The sequence below is a fragment of the Nocardia sp. NPDC056564 genome (assembly GCF_042793755.1).
GTDB lineage: Bacteria > Actinomycetota > Actinomycetes > Mycobacteriales > Mycobacteriaceae > Nocardia.
This window is the reverse complement of record NZ_JBHTUR010000005.1, coordinates 322,082-340,573: the sequence shown is the minus strand read 5'-3', so window position 1 is coordinate 340,573 and position 18,492 is coordinate 322,082. Positions and strand designations below refer to the sequence as shown.

Sequence of the window (18,492 nt, the reverse complement as noted above, 5' to 3'; positions counted from 1 at the left end):
TTCTACCTTGAGCAGGGGCACGTTCACTATCCGAAACCAAAGGAGACGAACCCGTCATGGGCGAAGTGGATGCCACGGCGATGGAACCGATGTGGCCCAAAGGCGCCAGCGCGGAGTATGTCGCGGCCCGGATCCAACTGGCGAAGGCCGAGCGCACGCTGCGCGACCAGATCGAGGAGGTCGCCGCCGCGCGCAGGCAGGTACCGCCCGGACTCCTCCTCGACGACTACGCCTTCGCCGAGGGCCCCGCCGACCTCGGCAGGCCCGAACCGGTCCGCAGCACAAGACTGCGAGACCTGTTCGGGGAGCACGACACCCTGGTCGTCTACCACCTGATGTTCCATCCGGACGAGGACGAGGCCTGCCCGATGTGCTCGATGTGGGTCGACGGCTTCCAGGGCGTAGCCCACCACCTGGCCCAGCGCACCAGCTTCGCCGTCATCGCCAAGGCCCCCTTGCCGAAGTTGCGAACCTGGGCCGTGCGCCGCGGCTGGGACGGCCTGCGCATCCTCTCCAGCTACGACACGACCTTCAACGCCGACCTCAACGCCGAACGCCCCAACGGCGACCAGCGCCCGATGATCAGCGTCTTCACCCCCGACGGCGACCGCGTGCGGCACCACTACACCCTCCCCGCCAACTTCCTCGACGACGCCCAACGCGGCATCGATCAACTCTCCCCGGTCTGGAACATCCTCGACCTACTCCCCGGGGGCCGAGGCGACTGGTACGCCGAGAACCACTACGCCGGCCGCGCCCGCCACCCCTGACCCACCCGAACCCCTTGCGGCGCAAGGGGCCTGGGCAGCCACCAGGCTCGCCGCCGCGCTCGTCACCGGCGCCACCCTCGCCGCCGAACCGGCAACCGCCGACAACGGCGTGATCCACATAGCGGAAAAGCCCGGCGCGACCGCAGCGACACCCGGCGGCACGGTCACCCCCGACGCGACCGCGATCGAGTACGGCCTGGCCGCGAAGTCCGGCGGCTCACGGCCCTGAGGGCAGGACGCGACCGGTCGCTCCCGCGACCCGAACTGCGCACGGCTCCAACCGAATCGCGTGCGACCGGAGCGGCGACTCAGAGCCGCGCGGCGGCGGCGATCATCAGCGCGCGTGATCGCTCCGGCGTTTCGGCTTGCACGGCCACCTGATCCATCACGTCGCGATAGACCTCGAGGTCTTCGCTGCGGTCGAGGTAGAACGCGCTGGTCAGTTGCTCGAGGTAGACGATGTCGGGCAGTTCCTGTTCGGCGAACCGGAGCAGGGTGAAGGAGCTGCCCGCGGCCGCGTGGACGCCCACGGAGAAGGGCAGTACCTGGATCGTCACTCCCTGCTTGTGCGACACCTGCACCAGATGCTCGATCTGCTCGCGCAGCACCTTCCGGCCGCCGATCGGCCGGTGCAGCACGGCCTCGTCCAGCACCGCCCACAGCCTGGGCCCGTCCGGCACGTCGAGGATCTCCTGACGCTTCGCGCGCAGCTCCACCCGCCGCGCCGCCTCGGCGTTCTGCTGGCTGACCTCGATGACCGCGTGCGTGTAGTCCTCGGTTTGCAGCAAACCCGGAACCAGTTGACCCTCAAAGGTTCTGATCGACTGGGCGGCGCCCTCGAGCCCGAGATAGGTCTCGAACCAGGGCGGCAGCAGGTCACTGTAGCGGTGCCACCAGCCGGGCTGATTGGCCTTGCGCGCCAGGTCGAGGAACATCTCGCGCTCATCGGGATCGGTGACGCCGTAGAGGGTCAGCAGATCCCGGATGTCGCGTTCCTTGTACCCGGTCCGGCCGAGCTCGAGCCGGCTGATCTTGGCGTGCGAACCACGGATGTGATTCCCGGCCGCGACCGGCGTGATGCCCTTCGCCTCGCGCAGCTTGCGCAGTTGGCCACCGATCGCGATGCGCAGAGCGGTCGGGCCGCGCTCGGCGACCCGCGCGTCGATCCCGGTGATCCGGACCGGTTCCGCGACCATGACCTCTACCCCGCTTCTCGATGACCATCCGCGGTGTCACGCTTATCTCGGTCCAGCACCACACCGCGTGCAACGATGATATCCTGCCCAGCGCAAACCGACCCGTGGTTTGATTTCGGCGCGTCACCACGCCACAGTGCCCCCTCGTCCTTGGTGATCCCAGAGGACTTCGCTATATTCGCGAGTGCAACTGGTTCGCCGGAGGCGGAGTCGAGGAGCCCCTGATCCGCGCGATGGCGTCGAATCGGTTTCGCGCGTGAGCGTGTGGCCGGTGAGAGGAACTCGGTGAAACTCCGGGACCGTACCCGAGTCCGGGTCGGCGCCCAAGAGCCCGCAGACCTGCCGATTGTGCCGGGTACACCGTATCCGGCGGTCGTCGCCTCGGGCATCGGTGCGACGCCGAGTAGACCCGGGCACGGGATTGATGCTTCGTGGGGCTCCTCGGCGGCGACTCGTTACCGGCGGCGGCCACTGGCCGCTGACCTGGAGTTCATCCATGCCTTCCATCCCCGGACGTGACCGTTCGAATCACGGGCTCCCTGCTCGAATCACACCGGCAGTCCCCGGCGTCCCCTCGGTCGTCGACAGCCTGCGCATCCACTCGGGGGCGCGGGTGCCGTTCTCGGTGGAGTTCAATCCGCCGCGCGACACCGCGGGCGAGGCGCGGCTGTGGCGCACGGTGCGGGAGTTCGAGCGCATGCATCCGGCGTTCGTCTCGATGACCTACGGCGCGGGCGGATCGACCAAGGACCGCACCGCCCGGATCACCGGACAGCTGGCGCAGCAGACCACCTTGCTGCCGGTCGCGCACCTGACGGCGGTCGGACACAGCATCGCCGAGCTGCGCGCGCTGGTCGGCTCGTACGCCGACTGCGGCATCCGCAATATTCTCGTGCTGCGCGGCGATCCGCCCGGCGATCCGCTCGGCGAGTGGCACAGGCATCCCGAGGGCGTCGAGTACGCCGAGGAGCTGGTGCGCATCGTGCGGGGTCTCGGCGACTTCAACGTCGGCGTCGCGTCGTTCCCGCAGGGACACCACCAGTCCCCCGACCTGGCTACCGATGCCCGGTTCCTGACCGCGAAACTCCGTGCCGGAGCGGACTATTCGATCACCCAGATGTTCTTCGAGGTGGATCACTATCTGCGCCTGCGCGATCGGGTCGCGGCCGCCGACGCCGAACAGGGCGCGAAGCCGATCATCCCGGAGCTGATGCCGATCACCTCCTTGCGCACCATCGCGCGCGCGGAGGAACTCAGCGGCCGCGCGTTGCCCGAGTCGATCATGCGGCGGCTACGCGCCGCCGCGGGCACCGGCGCCGAGGAGAATCGCGCCGCGGTGCGCGCGGCCGGCATCGAGATCGCCACCGAGATGGCGCAGCGCCTGATCGACGAGGGCGCGCCGTGCCTGCACTTCATCACGCTCAATTTCGCCAAGGCGACCACCGAGGTCCTCACCAACCTCGGCTACGAGGTCACGGCGGCCCCGCTCAGCGCCTGACGCCGCGGTCGAGCGAGACGGTCGATCACCCCGCGCGAGTCATCGGATTCCGTCATACGTACTCAGACGGCCAGCAGCAGCTTCCCGGTATTCGCGCCGGTGAACAGCATCTCGAGGGTCGTGCCGAACCGCTCGACTCCGCCCTCGACCACGTGCTCGCGCGGCTTGATCTTGCCCTCGGCCAGCCACTTCGAGATCTGGGTGACGGCCTCGCCGTAGCGGTCGGCGTAGTCGAACACGACGAACCCGGTCATGGACGCCCGGAAGACCAGCAGCGACATATAGCGGGACGGCCCCGGCGGCGGCTTGGCGGCGTTGTACGACGCGATCGCGCCGCTGATGACGATCCGGGCGCCCCGGTTCAAATTCGCCAGCGCGGCATCGAGAATCTCCCCGCCGACATTGTCGAAGAAGACATCGACCCCGCCGGGCGCGAGTTCGCGCAGCCGCCGCAGCACATTCTCGCTGCGGTAATCGATGGCCAGGTCGAAACCGAACTCCTCGGTCAGCATCCGGCACTTCTCCGGACCACCCGCGATGCCGATCACCGTGGCGCCCAACGCTTTAGCGATCTGTCCGGCGACACTGCCCACCGCGCCGGCCGCCGCGGAGATCAGCACGGTCTCCCCCGCCCGCACCTTCCCGACCTCGAGCAGGCCGAAATACGCTGTCATGCCGGTGATTCCGAGCGCACCGAGCCACGTCGCCGCCGACGCCACCCCGAGATCGACCCGCGCGACGCCAGTGCCGTCGCTGATCGCGTACTCGGTGACACCGAAGGTCCCGCTGACCGTCTCGCCCACGGCGAAGTCGGGATGCTCGGACTCGACCACGGTGCCGATATCCATCGACCGCATGACCTCGCCGATCCCGACCGGCGGAAGATAGGACCGCACATCGTTGAGCCAGCCACGCATCGCCGGATCGATCGAGATCAGCTCCACCTTCACCAGAATCTCGCCCGCCCCCACCCCGGGCAGCTCCTCGGTCACCACGCTCCACGTGTCCGCATCGGGCAGCCCCTGCGGCCGCTTCGCCAGCCGCACCTGTCGGGTCGTCGTCACACACGCTCCTTCGCCGAACGGAAATGAAGCCCACTGTAGTGGCGACCCCGCGCCCCACCCGACGATTCGGCCGTGCTCCTCGCGAGGCCGCTACCGAGACGCTTGCGAGCCGACGAACTCCGCCGCCTCCTCCTCGGACTGCGCGGAAGGCGCCGAGCCCCACATGTGCTTGCCGTTGGGTTCTTGCAGGAAGTAGACCGAGACCGCGCCGACTATGCCCGCGAGGATCAGGTAGTAGGCGGGCCAGTTCAGGTCGCCGGTGAGTCCGACGAGTGCGCCGACCACCACCGAAGTGGTGCCGGCGAACAGCGAGACCGCGACGTTGAACGCCACCGACAGGCCCGCGCCGCGCACCTTCGTCGGGAACAGCGACGGCAGGGTGGACGGCATCGTCGCGCTGAAGCAGATCAGCGTCAGTCCCATCATCAGCAGGCCGGCGAAGACGGCGAACGCATTGTCGGTGCGGACCAGCAGCACCATCGGGAACGCCAGCACGATCAGCCCCGCGATGCCGGTCCAGATGATCGGTTTGCGGCCGACCCGGTCGGAGATCAGGCCGATCACCGGAATGGTCAGCAGCGCGACGACCATCACCGCGATCTGCAACCACTGCGAGGTGGACGAGGACACCCCGCCGCCGGTCGCGTCGGGCACCGTCGAGGTGACATAGGTCGGCATGTACGAGGTCAGCATGTAGTTGGGGACGTTCCAGACCACCACCAACCCCATGCAGACCAGCACATACGGCCACAGCTTTGCCAGGATCTTGGCCTCGTCGCCGGTCTTGTTCGACTTCTCGCGCTCCTCGGATTCCTGCTCCAGCGCGGCGAAGGCCGGGGTGTCGGCCAAGCGCATGCGCAGGTAGACGCCGACCATACCGAGCGGCAGCGCGACGAAGAACGGCAACCGCCAGCCCCAGGCCAGCAACTGGTCGTGGCTCAGGGTGGCGTCGGCGAGCGTGACCACCAGCGCGCCGAGCAGATATCCGGTGAAGGTGCCGAATTCCAGCCAGCTGCCGAGGAATCCGCGCCGCCGGTCCGGCGCGTACTCGGCGATGAAGGTCATCGCGTTGCCGTATTCACCGCCGGTGGAAAAGCCCTGCAGCAACCGCGCGCACAGCAGCAGCATCGGCGCCCAGATGCCGATCGCGTTCTGGTCCGGGATGCAGCCGATGGCGAAGGTGCCCAGCGCCATCAGGATCATCGTGGTGGCCAGCACCCGGTTGCGGCCGATGCGGTCGGCCAGCGGGCCGAAGAACATTCCGCCGAACGGGCGGACCAGGAACGCCACCGCGAACAGGCCGAAGGTGGCGATCGTGCCCGCGGTGTCGCCCAGATGCGAGAAGAACACCTCCTTGATGGTCGGCTCGAAGTAGGCGTAGACGCCGAAGTCGTACCACTCGGTGATGTTGCCGATGCTGGCCGCGCCGATCGCCCGGCGAATGATCGGCGGATCGGTCACGACGATGTCGTCCAGCGACCAACGCCGCGGGCGCTCACGCGGGGTCAGCACAGCCACAAGGACAACCTCCTCGAGTTCACGATCCGTCGACCACCCGGATCCCGCCGCGCAGATACCGACCGATCGGGAGAGCGGATCTCAGGTTAGGCGACGACAGAGCGATCCACGGGCGACGCTCCGTATACCCGCCGAGCACAAGTCCAGCAGTCGGTGCGCCGACGCAAGAGCCCGCGGCCGGCCCGCTACTCGCTGAGCCACGCGGCGGAGCGGAATCATGATCGTTGTGCCGTTAATATTAACCAGACAAGACTCTGGTACGCTCGCACCATGGATGACGGGCTGGGCGACTTGTTGCATCGTGTGGTGTATTCACTCGGTGAGGCCACCCGGCGGCGCGTGGAACGCTCAGCCGGGTTCAGCTACAGCCAGATGCGGCTGCTCGGCATCGTGGACGAGAGCGGGCCGATGACCCAGCACCAACTGGCGCAAGCCCTTTCGGTCTCCGACCCGGCGATCAGCCGGGCCCTGCGCCCGCTGCGAGCAGCGGGCCTCATCCTGGTCAACCCAGACCCCGAGCACGGACGACGGCGACTGGTCAGCACCACCGAAGCCGGCCGCAACGCCTTCCACACCAGCGGTAAGCCGCTCCAAGACGAACTACGCGATGCCTTGCTCGCCGCCGACTTCCCGTACGAGCGCTACCTGCGCGACACCGTCACGCTGGCCGAACTCCTGGAGCCGAGACGCTAGCGCCGAGTTGTAGAACTACTGTGCGCGGTCGTCCATTTTGTCCATCGTGTCCGCGGCGTCGCGCATCCCCTTGGCGAACTTGCCCGCTGACTCCGACATGTTGTCGCCGCCGGCGAGCAGGTTCGTCTCGGAAGTGCTGTAGCCCTTTCCGCCTTTGGTGAACTTGTTGCCGTAGTCATCTCGACCCCACGGAAATCCCTGCGCCTCAATCATATTCCGCAAGTTCGTGATGATGTTCTTCGTCTCCGTGCCGACCTCATCCATCTGCTCCGCCGCTTGCCGCAAACGCGCGGTGTCCACTTGGATACGACGTCCTGCCGCCATGACACTCTCCTGACTCTTGTGATCCGGACTCAGTACCGATCCTCGGGACGCCCGTCCTCCCGATGCGATTCGATGCGCTCGAGCAAGTGCTCGATATCCCGGTGGATCCGATAGACCAACTGCTGTCTGCTGGTGGCAACGGCGACGGGCGAATCGTCCAGCGCCATCACGTATCGTCCGTCGTCGGCCACGTCCCGCCACAGCAACGTCGTCTCGTGCAGTCCACGCGGGCCGAACTTCGATCGGCCCTGCGCGACCGTGATCACCCCGGTCAGATCGGCACGCTGCTCGAAGAACCGCTGGGTCCGATACACCGGACGGGACTCGACGTCGTCCCACACCGAGTTGGTGCCCCAGCTCGGCGCGATGTGCTCGACCGGGTCGGTCACGATCGGAATATCCGGCAGCCGACCGGCTTCCACGTCCGGCATCGCCTGCACCACCGCGACCGCCAGTGCCCGCGGATCGCATTCGGTCACGACGACCATCGGCGAATCGAAGGTGAGTTCCCCTGGTATCTGTTCGAAGACGAACCCCAGCGCCCCCGCCCGCGCGACATGCACACGGAGCCTCTTGTCCCGGTTGGATCTTTCCCGCTCGTCCCAACTCTGCAGCAGCACATACAGTTCGGGGGCACGCAGCACGTGCGCCATGCCCGCGAACGAGCTGTCCAGCCTGGGCTGCAGCTCCTCCCATACCAGGCGCTTTCGTCGCTCCAAGTCGTCGGACATCACCTCCTCGTCGCTCTGGAACAGCAACGGCCGCGGCATCGAGCCTGCGCGATACTGCTCACACAGCACGAGAAATTCGAGCGAGGTGAACTTCCACTGCAGCGTCACGGCTCGATCACCGGCCGCACCCGCTTGATGTCCGGCCCGAGGCCCTCATCCAGGTGCGTCTCCGAGTCGAGATACTTGGGCCGCTTGTATTCTCCGCCCGCGCCCTGCGCGCCGCCGGGCCCCGGGCCGGGCCCCATCGGCATGCCGGACTGCGAACCCGGCTGAACCATCTGATGCTGGGACTGCTGGGTCGCGACTTCGTTCTGCATCTCGCTCACCTTCTTGGCGGCTCCCTGTACCGCCTCGGTGATCGCCGCGGCGATCTCGCTGTAGGACAGATCACCGATGTCATCGGCGAATCTGGTTTCGATCAGGATGCCATCGGCGTTGACCGTCACCGCGATCCGCTTGTCGCACGCGGTGACCGTCGCCATGAGCCGGGCCCGGTCGCGGTGAACCCGCGCCACGCCCTGCATCTGTTCCGTCATCGCTTCCAGCATCATCGCGGCATCGGCCCGCAGCCGTTCATTCACCACCAGCAGCCTCCGGCTCGTCGATCGAAATCACTGCGACTGGGACTTTTCGTTCTCCTCGAAAACCTTCGCCCCGTCTCGCATATTCTTCGCATTTTGCCCGGCAACTTCGGCGAGCTGAGTCAGCGACTTGAAATAATTGTCCCGGCCGACTTTGTATCCCTTGGGTCCGTCGGCGAATTTCTTGCCGAACTTGTCGTTTCCCCAGGCTTCGCCCTGGGCCTCGGTCGACTGGACGAGAGTCTCGTGGATTTTCCCGAGCTGTTCGGCGACCTCATCGAAACCGGCTGCCGCCTGGCGGAGTCCGTCGGGATTTATTTGATGGGCTGATTCATTGCGCTTCTCTATCTTCCGAACGGCATTGTCACCAGCATCCGACAAGTGCGCACAGCCGACTGATACGCTTCTTGCCGTAGAAAACATGTCGGCGGATACCCGCCGCGGGGCGACAGGAGAAGACATCGGATGAGGCCGACATCAGCTACACCCTGTCGAGGGTGTAGCGCGCGGACGCCCGACCCGCTGCGCGCTCCGGGCCGCCACTCCCGGACATCCGCCGGCGGCCGAACCTGCACAGTTCATTGATCCCTGCGATCCTGGCGCATCCACGTCAGCCACCTCTTTAGGCTGACCGTGAATAAAATGACATGACTGAGAGTCAATCAGGCCTTATGGCAGACGTCAATCGCTCGCAGCGCACCTACTCCTCCCCGGTGCGCGAGGAGGCTGCGCGCCGCACTCGGGACATCGTGGTGCGGGCCGCGATGCAGGTGTTCACCGAACGCGGATACGCCGGCGCCACCATCGATCAGATCGCCACCTACGCCGGAGTCTCCCGCCCGACCGTGTTCGCCGCGGGCAACAAGGCCCAACTGTTCGCGCTCGCTCGGCAATACCAAGGCAACGACGGTGACGGCACCGAGGCCGGTTCGACGATGGCGGAGATTCTCACGATCGACGACCCTCGGCGCTTGCTCGAACAGTTCGCCGCCCACACGGCCGCGGCCATGCAGCGTGTGGGGCCGTTGCAGGTAGTGCTCGAGCAAGCCGCAGGCACCGATCCCGAACTGGCGGAACTGTTGAAATCGACGCAGCGGCAACTACTGGAGACGGCCGGTAGCGTCGTGGCCGCCGTCGCGGCGAAAGGATCGCTGCGCCAAGGAATCTCACCCGACGCCGCGACCGACGTGCTCTGGTTACTACTCCAGTACACGAACTACCACCGCTTGGTAGCCGAACGCGGCTGGAGCCACGCGGATTTCGAGCGCTGGCACGCCACGGCGATGATCGCCAGCCTGCTCGAGCCCCGCCACGAATAGCCCTGTGCCCCTAGGCGGGCGTCCACGGACGCCGGCCGGCGATCAGCGCGGATTCCGCTCCATGCATGGTCAGTACCGCGCCCTGGACGTAGGCCGCCCGCAGCGAGATCAGGATGCGCTTGTCCGTTATGGCGCTGCGCCACAACGCTGTTCGCCCGGCCGCATCCGTCGGCAGCTCGCCGGGACCGACACCGATCTTGCGCAACGCGCCGGCCACCAACGCATCGGCCGAGGGTGGATGCTCGTCCAGTCCGCCGAGATCGAGGTACAACGACCCATCCGGATAGGCGCCCCGCACGTGATGGGCGAGATACATTGCGAATGCGGTCTTTCCGATGCCGCCCATGCCGGTGATCGCGATCGCCGGCCGGTGATCGGCGTCGGCGCGCTCACCCCGCCGCACCAGGCCTTATGCCGGTGCTGGCAGGCAGTCGTAACTTTCCGCCACGCCTGCTCCAGTCATAGCCAGGAGGACGCCCCGCATACCGGCGGCCCGCGGCGAGACGAGGAACCGGATGGCCTCCGCGACGCCGGTCGGCCCGTCACCACCGGCCGCCGCGCCAGGCCGGCGTCCCGGATCCGGTTCCGTTCGGCGCTTCAGAGCCGAAGTGACCGCGTGGCCGAGATCCACGAAATTGACCCGCACGCCCTTCGGCCCGTACTCCCTCGCCCACACCCTGGTCAGCATGATCAACGCCGCTTTCGCGGCCTGCGCCTGGCCGCCATCCGCCGCGAGGGCACCGAACCCACCCACGTTGACGATCGCGCCCCGGCCACGCTCGACCATGAGCGGGGCGAACGCGCCCGTCAAGACCAAGGGCGCCTTCACATTCCGATTGAACATCGTGTCGAAGACGTCCTCGGTCGACCCGCACGCCGCTTCACCGGCATTGTTGACCAGCACCTCTATCGGAGCACCCGCCACCGCCGCGACCGTTTCCGTGACCAACCGACGCACCGCCGTGGCGTCACCGAGATCGACTACCAGATCAACGGCCCGTCCCCCGGCCCACTCGATCAATTTGCGTGTCTCTTCCGCACCAGCCCCGTCGCGGCCACAGACCACGACCGAATACCCGTCCTCGGCGAGCCGCAACGCCGTCTCCCGCCCGGCGCCACCCGTCGCACCAGCGACCACTGCCCATGTCCCTCGCCCCCGACCGTCCTGCACGATGCCTTCACTCATCAGGTGTCATCTCTCAGCCGTGTGGTTCATAACGCAAGTCTTGCACGGTTAATATTAACAACGCAAGACTTTCCTTTCCTCGGCGTGCACCTCGCACACTCCCGGTCGAAGCAGTCGCGAAGGATTGTCTTCAATCATGTTTTCAATTATGTTTTCAATCATGAAGGCAGGAAAAGACACTGTCAACCACGGTGCCGGGCAGGCTGGAACCGACCGCAGGGGGGCCACATCCGCGCGCCCCGCGAGCCGCACCACGGCGAAGGTCCTGGATGCCGTTCGGGGTGCCATCCTCGACGGCGAGCTCTCCCCCGGAGAACAGTTACGCCAACAGATCTGGGCGGACCGGTGCGGGGTCAGCCGGCCGCCGGTCCGGGAGGCCCTCGAGATATTGAGCAATGAGGGCCTGCTCACCCACGAGCTGAACCAGGGCTACTTCGTCGCGAAGTTCAGCAACGAGGAGGTGGAGCAGCTCTACACGATGCGAGACCTGCTGGAGGCCGAGGCGCTTCGCACGCTCGAGTGGCCGACTCCGGAGGTGCTGACCGAACTGTCCGGGCACGTCGACCGGATCGAAGCCGAGGCGCTGGCCGGTCGGCCCGACCTCGCGCGAGGTGCGATGGCGGACCTCTACCTGTCCATCTACCGCCTGTGCCACCGCGCGCTCATCATTGCCGAGATCGAGCGACTCTGGGCGCGCACGGCGTCCTATCGCGCACACAACTACGACATCCTGGCCGCCCCACAGGAGTCGACCGTCCAGTTCCGCCTGATACTCGACGCCCTGGCCGCACAGGATCGCGAGCGGCTCGCCGAACTGCTGCAACGCCCGGTCGTGAGCATCCTGGCCCGCGCCCGGGCAGCGATCGCGCGCGTTGCCGCCTCCGACGGCTAGATCGTCGAGCCTTTCGATCACCCTATTGACATTACTAGCAGTAAGGTTATTTTTTCAGGAGGCAGGCGCACGGCAACGACACGGAGCGGATGCCGATGGCGGAGAACACCTTTCAGGCGGGACCGTCATCCCCGATTCCCGGCCACGCAAGAGTCTTGCGTGGTTAATATTAACTATGCAAGACTCAGGATATGAACAGCATGGCTTACCTCGCTCGGACCTCAGTCCCTTTGTTCTGGCCGCTGGTCGCGGTCATCGGCGCCCTCATCGCCACCCGGCACAGTCCTTCTCGCGCAGCCGCATTGGAGACCTGGCAGCGATGGTGGGCCGTGGTCGCGCTCGGGTTCGGCAGCTTGTGGATGACGATCACGTTCCTGACGGTGCCCGAGGTGATGGCGACCGCGATCGGGTTCGACTCGACTCCGTTCCAGTTCGAGATCGCGTTCGCCAACCTCGGACTCGCGGTCATGGGTTTCCGTGCCGTCTCGGCCTCCGCGCGCGAGCGGATCACGATCGGCCTCGGCGCTGGAATGTTCTTGTGGGGCGCGCTGATCGGCCACGTCTACCAGTGGTTCGCCCATGGCGATCACGCTCCCGGCAATACCGGCGGAGTCCTGGTCTGCGATCTGCTGTTCCCCTTGGTCATGATCGTCCTCGCCTACCGCGCCCAACGACTCGCCGCACAGTCGGCCGAGGCGTCAACGTTGTTGTCCAGCACCATGAATGGCCTGTCGAACGCGGCCGGGAGCAGGCGGGCATGAACACCGCGATCGTGGTCGGCGGCGGCATCGGCGGGTTGAGCGCGGCCCTCGGCCTCGAGCGTGCGGGCTGGCGGGTGACCGTGCTGGAACGAGCGGAGCGGTTCCGCCCGGTCGGCGCCGGGCTGATGCTGGCACCCAACGCGGTGCGCGCGCTGAACTGGCTGGGACTGCACGACGAACTCCGGTCGCTGGATGCCGCGCAGGGCACCACGGGGATTCGGACCGCATCGGGACGGTGGCTGCTGCGCGGCGATGTCACCGAGGTCGTCCGCCGGTTCGGTGTCCCCGGGTACATGCTGCACCGGGCCGACGCACACGCCGTGTTGATCGGGGCGCTGCGGCACACCAACCTGTGCACCGGCCACGAGGTCACCGCGGTGGATCCCGCCGCGGGCACCGTCACGTTCCGGCGTACCGCCGACGAAACCGCAACGCTCGGTGCGGAACTCATCGTCGCCGCGGACGGCATCGCCAGTCCGACCCGGGCTCGGCTGTTTCCCGACCATCCGGGACCGGCCTACGCCGGGTACCTCGCCTGGCGCGGCGTGGTACCGGCCGAGGCCGCCGCCGACATCGAGGTAGGGCGCTCGTTGATCGAGAGCTGGGGGCGGGGCAGGCGGTTCGGCGTCATGCCGCTCACCGACGGCCGGGTCTACTGGTACGCCACGCTGTCGGCGCCGCCGAACTCCCACACCCACGCGACCATCGAAACGGTCGCGCGACTCTTCCGCGACTGGCACGACCCGATCCCCCGCCTGATCGACGCCACTCCGCTGAGATCCCTACTGCGACACGATATTTACTCCCTGGAGACACCGCTGCCCAGCTACGCCGCCGGCCGGGCCATCCTGCTCGGCGACGCCGCGCACGCGATCACCCCCGACCTCGGCCAGGGCGCGGCACAGGCACTGGAGGACGCCGCGACCCTGAACGCGCTCGCCGCCACGGAGTCCACCGTGGAATCCGTGATCGCCGGCTACGATCTGGCCCGGCGCGGCCGGACCCAGCAACTGGCCCAGGCGTCGGCGTCGGCCGGCCGGGTCGCGCAATGGCGCAATCCGCTGAAGGTCGCGTTCCGGAACAACTCGGTGTGGCTGACGCCGCGCTCGGTGTATCTGAACTCACTGCGCGAAACCTTCTCCTGGACACCCGCAACCACCCTCGCGACGAGCGACCCGGTGGCCGCGGCGCGATCCGAGGTGAGCAGCTGATGCGCGCGGTCCTGATGTTGTTCGACAGTCTCAACCGCCGGTTCCTGCCGCCCTACGGTGCCGATTGGGTACACGCCCCGAACTTCACCCGCCTGGCCGCGCACACCGTGCGGTTCGACAACTGCTACGGCGGCTCGATGCCGTGCATGCCCGCCCGCCGCGAGATGCACACCGGCCGCCACAACTTCCTGCATCGTTCCTGGGGCCCGCTGGAACCCTTCGACGACTCCGTCCCGGAACTGCTCTCCGCGGCGGGGGTCTACTCGCATCTGGTCACCGACCATCCGCACTATTGGGAAGACGGCGGAGCGACGTACCACAGCCGCTTCCGCACCTTCGAGTTCTTCCGCGGACAGGAGGGCGACGCGTGGAAGGGCCAGGTCGCCGATCCACCGCAACCGCAGAGCCCGCGTCGGGTCCGAAACCGGCTGTGGCGGCAGGATCTCGTGAACCGGCAGTACCTGACCGAGCCCGCCGATCACCCGCAGGTCCGGACGGTGCAGGCCGGACTCGAGTTCATCCGCGCCAATCACGCCGAGGACGCGTGGTTCCTGCAGATCGAGTGCTTCGACCCGCACGAACCCTACTTCTCCGACCGCGAATCCCGGCGCCACTACCCCGCTGCGGCCGCGACGGACCAGGCCCCGGCGTGGCCCGACTACAAGCGGGTGGCCGAAGCCCCGGAGGCCGTGGACCGTACGCGAGCCGAATACGCCGCGCTGCTGACGATGTGCGACACGTCGCTGGGTCGCGTCCTGGACACCTTCGACGAGCTGGACCTCTGGGACGACACCCTGCTGATCGTGTGCACCGACCACGGGTTCCTGCTCGGCGAGCACGGCTGGTGGGGCAAGAACGTGCAGCCCTGGTACGACGAGAACATCCACACGCCACTGTTCGTCTGGGATCCGGTGGTCCGCACGACCGCGGGCACCTGCCGGGAACTGGTGCAGACCATCGACTTCGGCCCCACCCTGCTGGACTTCTTCGATCTCCCGCCGACCGCGGATATGCAAGGCCGGTCCCTGCTTCCGCTGCTGCGCGACCCGGCGCCGGACAGGCACCGAGCCGGGGCGCTGTTCGGGATCTTCGGCGGGCACGTCAATGTCACCGACGGGCGGTACGTATACCTGCGAGCCCCGGCCGCCCCGGGCAACGCACCGCTTTTCGAACACACGCTGATGCCCACCCACATGGCATCCCGTTTCGCTCCGGCCGAACTGGAGAACGCGCAGTTGGTCGGCCCGCTCCCGTTCACCAAGAACGTCCCGGTGCTGCGGGTGCCCGGGTTCGCGGTCGGCGACCCGTTCGACTTCGGCACCGCCCTGTTCGACCTGGAAAGCGACCCACACCAAGCGAATCCGATCGTCGATGACGACCTGGAACTGCGGATGATCAACCTCCTGCTGGAACTCATGCGGGCGAGCGCCGCGCCGGACTCGCAGTTCACCCGCCTCGGCCTGCCGCTCGACGGACCCGCCGACGCCCGGCACCTTCTGGCCCGGACCCAACTGCGCGCCTATCAGGAAGCCGTTGCCCCGCTACCGATTCCGGCGGACTTCCGCACCGGACGGCCGGGGGTGAACACGCCGATCACCGAACTCCTCGCCACCGCCGGCACCCGCACGATCGTCGAGGCCGCGCTCGGTCCCGCGATCGAGCGCATCGCCGAGCAGACCGGCTCGGTCACCCTCCTCGACCTCGCCGATTTCACCCCGGCACTGACCAGGCGAACCCTGCGTCAACTCGATCAGGCCTTGGCCGAAAGCTGACCTTCTCCACCATCCTCAGTGAGGTATTCCGTTGACAGACACCGTCATACCGGCGTCCTCGGCCACCACCGGCACGCCGGTGATCGTTCCCGGCCGGTGGCGCAAACTCGCCCTCGTCGTCGCTCCGCTCTGGGCCGACAACAACGAATCGAGTGTGCTCAGCACCCTCGCCCCGGTCATCGTCCAGGCGGTCGCGGCGCCCGCGGGCGCGGTCGGCTACCTGACCTCCATCGGAAAGTTCATCAGCATCGTCTTCGGGCCGCTGTGGGCGTGGGTGGCGCGCCGGACCAATCGCAAGGTCGCGTTCGCCGTGGCCTCGGGGCTGGCCGGAATCGCCACCGCGGCAACCGGTCTCGCGCAGAGCTACGCCCAGCTCATCGTCTTGTACGGGGTGTCGGCCGCGTTCATCGCGGCGGCCCTGCCGATTGCCAGCGAAATCACCGCCGACCTGTTCGACGATTCCACCCGCGGTCGCGCCAACGGCTATACCTGGGGCGCGATCTCCCTGCTCGGTTCGGTGCTCGGACCACTCATCGGGCAACTGTCCCGGGTACCCGACGGCTGGCGCTACGGATTCTTCGCCTGGGGTGCGGTCACCGTGCTCACCGCCGTGCTGCTGGCCGTGTTCTTCGACGACCCCGCCGTCGGCGCCAGCGAAATCGCCGCGCCGACGACCCAGCAGGCCGAGGACAGCCGGATCACCTGGACCAAGGTCCGGCAGATGCTCCGGATCCCCACCTTCGTCCTGATGCTGGTACAGCGGCTCATCTCCGGTCACCTGCTGATCATGAGCTTCGGCATCGTCTTCCTGGTGCACACCTACGGCTTCACCACCGCGGTGGCGTCGATCGTCACGCTGCCCTTCGGCATCGGCTATCTGCTCGGCACCTTCGGCGGCAGTCTGGCCACCGACTTCCTGCAAAGCAGGCTGCCCAGGATCGGCCGCATCATCGTCTTGCAGTTCGCTCAGTTCGGCTTCGGCGTCGTCGCGCTGGTCGGCACCCAGCACGACTGGGGTGGCATCGGAATCTTCGCCGGATTCTGGGCGGTCCTCGGCTTCATGCAGGGCCTGAACCCCGGGGTGAACCGGCCCATCGTGGCGGCCGTCGTACCGCCGGAAATGCGCGGCGCCGCCTTCGCGCTCCTGCTGTCGGTGTTCGAAGCGCTCGCCTACGCGCTGTTCAACCTCGCCGCCGGACTGCTCACCGACGTGATCGGCCTCCGTGGCGTAATGCTGTGGATCCCAGGCGTTCTCATGCTCGTCAACGCCGCCTTCTGCACCATTCTCTATCGCACCTATCCCCGCGACGTCGAGCGGCAACGCGCCCTCGTGATCGAGCAGGCCCGACCCGCGGCGGCCGGATGAACCCCGCCCGCCACCCGATCGAACAGGCAGACCTGCCCGGCGGAACCTTCGCGATGGGTGATCCGCACCGGGACGGATTCCACGCCGACGGCGAGACGCCCGTGCACACCGTGGAACTCTCGCCGTTCACGATCGACACGACCACCGTCACCAATGCCGCCTTCGCGACCTTCGCCGAACGGACCGGATACCAGACCGACGCGGAAAAGTGCGGGCACTCCGCCGTTTTCCACCTCGTGCTGGCCGCCGACGAGGCAGACGTCATCAGCCCCGCCACGCGCGCGCCATGGTGGCTGGCGGTGCGGGGAGCGAACTGGCGGCACCCGCGGGGACGGCATTCCGGCATCGATGACCTCGGCGATCATCCGGTCGTGCAGGTCTCCTGGCACGACGCCGTCGCCTACTGCGACTGGGCCGGTCGTCGCCTGCCGACCGAGGCACAGTGGGAATTCGCCGCGCGCGGCGGGCTATCCGGCGCCCGGTATCCGTGGGGCGACGAACCGCCGGGCGCGGGCGGCCGGTGGCGGGCGAACATCTGGACAGGATCCTTCCCGACCACGATGCAGGAGAACACATTTCGGACAACCGCGCCGGTACGCACCTACCAGCCCAACGGATACGGACTCTGGCAGACCGCCGGAAACGTCTGGGAGTGGTGCGCCGACCACTTCTCCCCCACCACCTACACCAACGATGCCCGAACCGGCCGCGTTCGCGATCCGCAAGGCCCCGCAACCGGACATTCGCGAGTCCTGCGCGGCGGCTCATACCTCTGCCACGACAGCTACTGCACCAGATACCGCACCGCCGCCCGCTCCTCGAACACCCCGGATTCCACCATGGGCAACGCCGGCTTCCGCACCGCAGGCCCACTGGACCAGCCCATCGAACTCACTTGATCGGGTCGCCGCGCAGCCAGCCGGGTCGTGCTGGCGACCCGCACCGAGGATTCCCGTCCGGTAGCGGCCTTCCGGCACTGTGCCGTGGAGCAGTTGACCGCCTGAGCAGTCAGTCCGGACGAGTCGTCATGTGGGCGTGCAGCTGCTCGAGAATGCCCTGCAAACTGCGCCGCCGCGCCGGACTCAACGCCTCCAGCGCCGCACGGACACCGTGCATCTGCTCGCGCACCTGCCGGGCGATCGCCGTGCCCTCGGCCGTGGCGACCACCTTCTTCACCCGGCGATCGGCTTGGTCGACGTGCCGCTCGACCAGGCCGCGCTGCTCGAGTCGATCGATGAGCAAGGTGATGTTCGATGCGTCACAGGACAGGGCCTCCGCCAGTTCCCGCATCGCTCGCGGTTCGGCCAGTAGGCCGAGCAGCTTGGCCTGGCTGTAGGTCAGATCCAGACCCTGGGCCGCGGCGAGGAAGTCCTGCTGATAGACGCGGCAGAACTCGGTGACGGTCGCCATCACGTCGAGCGCGGTCGGCGAAGCGGGTGGCGAGGAGTGCGGCACCCTGCAAAGGTAGGCCGAATACTTGACGAACTCAAGCTTCCCGGGCGGACACCGCGGGTCGGGATGCTTGACAGAATCAAGCACTTGCGGTTGTACTGTCGGTGAGTCGCTTGAGTTGCTCAACTATTTTCCCGCACTGCTCGCTTCCCCTACCG

The 18,492-nt window shown here is 67.3% G+C and carries 20 protein-coding genes and 1 riboswitch; of the genes, 10 read left to right on the top strand and 10 right to left on the bottom strand.

Annotation, left to right across the window (positions count from 1 at the left end):
* Positions 1–56: 56 nt before the first annotated feature.
* Complete coding sequence (locus ACFQ9K_RS16265; RefSeq protein ID WP_378717800.1) at positions 57–770, top strand: DUF899 family protein; 714 nt, start codon at positions 57–59, stop codon at positions 768–770.
* A gap of 308 nt (positions 771–1,078) precedes the next feature.
* Here ACFQ9K_RS16265 and ACFQ9K_RS16260 read toward each other — a convergent pair whose 3' ends face one another.
* Positions 1,079–1,966, bottom strand: coding sequence for a helix-turn-helix domain-containing protein (locus ACFQ9K_RS16260; protein WP_378717801.1), 888 nt, complete (start codon positions 1,964–1,966; stop codon positions 1,079–1,081).
* Between the two features lie 228 nt (positions 1,967–2,194).
* A riboswitch (cobalamin riboswitch) is annotated at positions 2,195–2,328 on the top strand.
* A gap of 134 nt (positions 2,329–2,462) precedes the next feature.
* Between ACFQ9K_RS16260 and ACFQ9K_RS16255 the strand changes: the two genes are divergently transcribed.
* Positions 2,463–3,464 (top strand): methylenetetrahydrofolate reductase, encoded by a 1,002-nt coding sequence (locus ACFQ9K_RS16255; protein ID WP_378717803.1) that lies wholly within the window; start codon positions 2,463–2,465, stop codon positions 3,462–3,464.
* A 62-nt stretch (positions 3,465–3,526) separates the two neighbouring features.
* Here ACFQ9K_RS16255 and ACFQ9K_RS16250 read toward each other — a convergent pair whose 3' ends face one another.
* Together ACFQ9K_RS16250 and ACFQ9K_RS16245 are read right to left on the bottom strand one after the other, a co-directional pair.
* A complete protein-coding gene (locus tag ACFQ9K_RS16250) occupies positions 3,527–4,528 on the bottom strand; it encodes an NADP-dependent oxidoreductase (RefSeq protein WP_378717804.1) in 1,002 nt (333 codons plus the stop codon).
* Positions 4,529–4,618: 90 nt separating this feature from the next.
* Positions 4,619–6,046: an MFS transporter gene (locus ACFQ9K_RS16245; protein WP_378717805.1), complete on the bottom strand. Its 1,428-nt coding sequence runs from the start codon at positions 6,044–6,046 to the stop codon at positions 4,619–4,621.
* 270 nt (positions 6,047–6,316) lie between these two features.
* On the opposite strand from ACFQ9K_RS16245, the gene ACFQ9K_RS16240 reads away from it, so the two are divergent.
* Positions 6,317–6,739 carry a MarR family winged helix-turn-helix transcriptional regulator gene (locus tag ACFQ9K_RS16240; protein WP_378717806.1) on the top strand — a complete coding sequence of 141 codons (423 nt, stop codon included), beginning with the start codon at positions 6,317–6,319 and terminating at the stop codon, positions 6,737–6,739.
* A gap of 15 nt (positions 6,740–6,754) precedes the next feature.
* Here the strand turns inward: ACFQ9K_RS16240 and ACFQ9K_RS16235 are convergent, their stop codons facing one another.
* From ACFQ9K_RS16235 to ACFQ9K_RS16220, 4 genes are read right to left on the bottom strand one after another with little or no spacing between them, the layout of a single operon-like run.
* On the bottom strand, positions 6,755–7,063 hold the full coding sequence (locus ACFQ9K_RS16235) for a hypothetical protein (RefSeq protein ID WP_378717807.1): 309 nt from the start codon (positions 7,061–7,063) through the stop codon (positions 6,755–6,757).
* Between the two features lie 29 nt (positions 7,064–7,092).
* Positions 7,093–7,902 (bottom strand): ESX secretion-associated protein EspG, encoded by an 810-nt coding sequence (locus tag ACFQ9K_RS16230; RefSeq protein WP_378717808.1) that lies wholly within the window; start codon positions 7,900–7,902, stop codon positions 7,093–7,095.
* Positions 7,899–8,378, bottom strand: a complete 480-nt coding sequence (locus ACFQ9K_RS16225; protein ID WP_378717810.1) for a hypothetical protein — start codon at positions 8,376–8,378, stop codon at positions 7,899–7,901. Before ACFQ9K_RS16225 ends, ACFQ9K_RS16230 begins: the two co-directional genes overlap by 4 nt.
* Before the next feature lie 27 nt (positions 8,379–8,405).
* Complete coding sequence (locus ACFQ9K_RS16220) at positions 8,406–8,837, bottom strand: WXG100 family type VII secretion target (RefSeq protein ID WP_378717811.1); 432 nt, start codon at positions 8,835–8,837, stop codon at positions 8,406–8,408.
* A gap of 209 nt (positions 8,838–9,046) precedes the next feature.
* On the opposite strand from ACFQ9K_RS16220, the gene ACFQ9K_RS16215 reads away from it, so the two are divergent.
* Positions 9,047–9,694, top strand: a complete 648-nt coding sequence (locus tag ACFQ9K_RS16215) for a TetR/AcrR family transcriptional regulator (protein ID WP_378717813.1) — start codon at positions 9,047–9,049, stop codon at positions 9,692–9,694.
* A gap of 10 nt (positions 9,695–9,704) precedes the next feature.
* On the opposite strand, the gene ACFQ9K_RS16210 is transcribed toward ACFQ9K_RS16215, so the two are convergent.
* Complete coding sequence (locus ACFQ9K_RS16210) at positions 9,705–10,097, bottom strand: hypothetical protein (RefSeq protein ID WP_378717814.1); 393 nt, start codon at positions 10,095–10,097, stop codon at positions 9,705–9,707.
* Positions 10,098–10,103: 6 nt separating this feature from the next.
* Entirely contained in the window at positions 10,104–10,880 is a 777-nt protein-coding gene (locus ACFQ9K_RS16205) for an SDR family NAD(P)-dependent oxidoreductase (RefSeq protein ID WP_378717816.1), read from the bottom strand.
* Positions 10,881–11,040: 160 nt separating this feature from the next.
* Between ACFQ9K_RS16205 and ACFQ9K_RS16200 the strand changes: the two genes are divergently transcribed.
* The 6 genes from ACFQ9K_RS16200 (at position 11,041) to ACFQ9K_RS16175 (ending at position 17,781) form a co-directional block, all read left to right on the top strand.
* Positions 11,041–11,772, top strand: coding sequence for a GntR family transcriptional regulator (locus tag ACFQ9K_RS16200; RefSeq protein ID WP_378717818.1), 732 nt, complete (start codon positions 11,041–11,043; stop codon positions 11,770–11,772).
* A 191-nt stretch (positions 11,773–11,963) separates the two neighbouring features.
* On the top strand, positions 11,964–12,533 hold the full coding sequence (locus ACFQ9K_RS16195) for a DUF6790 family protein (protein WP_378717819.1): 570 nt from the start codon (positions 11,964–11,966) through the stop codon (positions 12,531–12,533).
* Positions 12,530–13,744, top strand: a complete 1,215-nt coding sequence (locus tag ACFQ9K_RS16190) for an FAD-dependent monooxygenase (RefSeq protein ID WP_378717821.1) — start codon at positions 12,530–12,532, stop codon at positions 13,742–13,744. Before ACFQ9K_RS16195 ends, ACFQ9K_RS16190 begins: the two co-directional genes overlap by 4 nt.
* The gene (locus tag ACFQ9K_RS16185; RefSeq protein WP_378717822.1) at positions 13,744–15,516 is read left to right on the top strand and encodes a sulfatase; all 1,773 of its coding nucleotides are present in this window, start codon (positions 13,744–13,746) and stop codon (positions 15,514–15,516) included. The genes ACFQ9K_RS16190 and ACFQ9K_RS16185 overlap by 1 nt, the downstream gene beginning before the upstream one ends.
* Positions 15,517–15,547: 31 nt before the next feature.
* Entirely contained in the window at positions 15,548–16,882 is a 1,335-nt protein-coding gene (locus ACFQ9K_RS16180; protein ID WP_378717824.1) for an MFS transporter, read from the top strand.
* Positions 16,879–17,781: a formylglycine-generating enzyme family protein gene (locus tag ACFQ9K_RS16175; protein ID WP_378717827.1), complete on the top strand. Its 903-nt coding sequence runs from the start codon at positions 16,879–16,881 to the stop codon at positions 17,779–17,781. The genes ACFQ9K_RS16180 and ACFQ9K_RS16175 overlap by 4 nt, the downstream gene beginning before the upstream one ends.
* Positions 17,782–17,890: 109 nt before the next feature.
* Here ACFQ9K_RS16175 and ACFQ9K_RS16170 read toward each other — a convergent pair whose 3' ends face one another.
* Positions 17,891–18,337, bottom strand: coding sequence for a MarR family winged helix-turn-helix transcriptional regulator (locus ACFQ9K_RS16170; RefSeq protein ID WP_378717828.1), 447 nt, complete (start codon positions 18,335–18,337; stop codon positions 17,891–17,893).
* Positions 18,338–18,492: the final 155 nt, after the last annotated feature.

Bases quoted from the DNA above. Each gene is read 5' to 3' on its own strand.
- ACFQ9K_RS16265 (WP_378717800.1), top strand. From the start codon at position 57: ATGGGCGAAGTGGATGCCACGGCGATGGAACCGATGTGGCCCAAAGGC.
- ACFQ9K_RS16260 (WP_378717801.1), bottom strand. From the start codon at position 1,966: ATGGTCGCGGAACCGGTCCGGATCACCGGGATCGACGCGCGGGTCGCC.
- ACFQ9K_RS16255 (WP_378717803.1), top strand. From the start codon at position 2,463: ATGCCTTCCATCCCCGGACGTGACCGTTCGAATCACGGGCTCCCTGCT.
- ACFQ9K_RS16240 (WP_378717806.1), top strand. From the start codon at position 6,317: ATGGATGACGGGCTGGGCGACTTGTTGCATCGTGTGGTGTATTCACTC.
- ACFQ9K_RS16235 (WP_378717807.1), bottom strand. From the start codon at position 7,063: ATGGCGGCAGGACGTCGTATCCAAGTGGACACCGCGCGTTTGCGGCAA.
- ACFQ9K_RS16220 (WP_378717811.1), bottom strand. From the start codon at position 8,837: ATGTCTTCTCCTGTCGCCCCGCGGCGGGTATCCGCCGACATGTTTTCT.
- ACFQ9K_RS16215 (WP_378717813.1), top strand. From the start codon at position 9,047: ATGGCAGACGTCAATCGCTCGCAGCGCACCTACTCCTCCCCGGTGCGC.
- ACFQ9K_RS16205 (WP_378717816.1), bottom strand. From the start codon at position 10,880: ATGAGTGAAGGCATCGTGCAGGACGGTCGGGGGCGAGGGACATGGGCA.
- ACFQ9K_RS16200 (WP_378717818.1), top strand. From the start codon at position 11,041: ATGAAGGCAGGAAAAGACACTGTCAACCACGGTGCCGGGCAGGCTGGA.
- ACFQ9K_RS16195 (WP_378717819.1), top strand. From the start codon at position 11,964: ATGAACAGCATGGCTTACCTCGCTCGGACCTCAGTCCCTTTGTTCTGG.
- ACFQ9K_RS16190 (WP_378717821.1), top strand. From the start codon at position 12,530: ATGAACACCGCGATCGTGGTCGGCGGCGGCATCGGCGGGTTGAGCGCG.
- ACFQ9K_RS16185 (WP_378717822.1), top strand. From the start codon at position 13,744: ATGCGCGCGGTCCTGATGTTGTTCGACAGTCTCAACCGCCGGTTCCTG.
- ACFQ9K_RS16175 (WP_378717827.1), top strand. From the start codon at position 16,879: ATGAACCCCGCCCGCCACCCGATCGAACAGGCAGACCTGCCCGGCGGA.